The organism is Glycomyces dulcitolivorans (assembly GCF_003265355.1).
Taxonomy (GTDB): Bacteria; Actinomycetota; Actinomycetes; order Mycobacteriales; family Micromonosporaceae; genus Glycomyces; species Glycomyces dulcitolivorans.
The window spans coordinates 1-1,715 of sequence record NZ_QFRW01000134.1 but is presented as its reverse complement, the minus strand read 5'-3'; the positions used below and the strand labels follow the sequence as shown (position 1 = coordinate 1,715).

The window sequence follows — 1,715 nt, the reverse complement described above, 5'->3', positions numbered from 1 at the left end:
GGCGCACCGCCGCAGCGCTCGCCCGCACCGCCGCCGCCGGTTCGCTGGCGGCGCTCGCCGTCGCCGCCTTCGCGGCCCCCGCCCAGGCCGGCGACGACCCCGACTCGGGCTTCCACCCTCCGTACAGCGTCCGGATCACCGGCGACAGTACCGACTGGGGCTTCACCCCGCCGTACGCGAGCGTGCGGATCACGGGCGACCCCGACGGCTTCACCCCGCCGTACCCCAGCGTCCGGATCACCGGCGACGAGGCCGACAACCGCGACTTCACCGCGCGGATCGTCAGCGACGACCCCGAGACCGACGGGGACAGCGTCCGGATCACCTATTCCGGGAACCGCGACTTCAGTGTCCGCATCACCAAGGATGGAGGCGCCGGTCCCGACAACCGCGACTTCAGCGTGCGGATCACCGGAGACAACCGGGAGTTCTGAGTCCCGGCTGCGGCGCCGCGGGAGGGCTCCCTTCTCCCGGGACGCCGGGTGGGGCGTGGGAAACAGGGCGTCCGGCATCGCGCCGGGCGCCCTGGCCGCGTTCAGGACCCGTCGAGTAGGACCCGGATCTCGGCCTCGCGCGGGTCGCCAAGGGCCGCAGCGAGTTCAAGGGCCCGCTCTAGTGCTTCCGCGGCCTCGCCGGGACGTCCGGCGGCCCGCAGCGCCCGGCCCAGGGCCGTCAGGCACAGCGACTCGTGCAGGCGGTCCCCGATCTCGGCGAACACCGCCGAGGCGTCCCGCAGCCACACCGCCGCCTCCGCATGAGCGCCGCCTTGGGCGTGCGCGAGTCCGATCGCCTCCATCGCCCGGCCCTGGCCGCGCCGGTGCCCGAGCCCGCGCAGCAGCTCCAGCGAGCGCCCCGCGGCTTCGACCGCCTCCGCGGCGCGCCCGGCGTCGATATAGGACCGTGCCAGGTTGAACAGCGACACCGCGAGGTCGCCCGGGTCCCCGGCCTCCTCGTCGAGTGCGGCGCAGCGGCGCAGGTGGTCGATCGCCTCCTCGTGCCTTCCCATGCTGCGGAAGATCATTCCGAGGTTGTTCAAGACCACCGCCTGCCCGCCCGCGCTCTCCAGGGCGCGATACAGCTCCAGGGCGTCCCGCTGCGACTCGATCGCCTCGTCGAACCGGCCGAGGTGCCGCAGGGACGCCCGCATCGTGAGCATCTCGGCCTCGCCGAAGCGGTCGCCCGCGCGCCGGGCCGCGGCCAGGCCGGTCTCGGCGAGCGAGGCGATCTCCGGCCAGGCCCGGCACCGGTCCAGGTGCGCCCACAGTAGATGGACGAGCCGCCAGCAGTGCCGGTCCAGGCCCTGCGCTTCGGCTTCGGCGACGGCCGCGATGAGGTTGTCGTGCTCGGTCTCGAACCACTCGATGGCCTGCTCGGAGTCGTTGAACACCAGGGGGACCGCCCCGGCGGGCGGCTCGGCCAGGGACGGGTCGAGCGACGCCGGCTGGACGTGCGCGCTCGCACCAAGGCCGGTCGCGACGTACCAGTCCAGGAGCCGCGACAGCGCCTCCCGTCCTTCGCCCGCCTCGGACGCGAGTTCGGCGGCGTACACCCGCAGCAGGTCGTGCAGCTCGTACCGGCCCGGCCGGGGGCGGCGCAGCAGGTTGTGGTCGACGAGGGTCTCCAGGAGCCGTTGCGCCCCAGGAATACCGGTGAGCGCGGCCGCCGCCGCGGCGCCGAGGTCCGCGCCGGGCGCGGCGCCCAGGGCCCGGAACGCG

The 1,715-nt window shown here is 74.7% G+C and carries 1 protein-coding gene and 1 pseudogene; one reads left to right on the top strand and one right to left on the bottom strand.

What is annotated here, in order from left to right; translation table 11 throughout:
- Window positions 1-434 (top strand): annotated as a pseudogene (locus tag DI269_RS13105) (hypothetical protein); the annotation flags it as partial.
- 101 nt (window positions 435-535) lie between these two features.
- Here DI269_RS13105 and DI269_RS13100 read toward each other — a convergent pair.
- A partial coding sequence (locus DI269_RS13100; RefSeq protein WP_157974955.1) for a tetratricopeptide repeat protein occupies window positions 536-1,715 on the bottom strand: 1,180 nt, incomplete at its 5' end.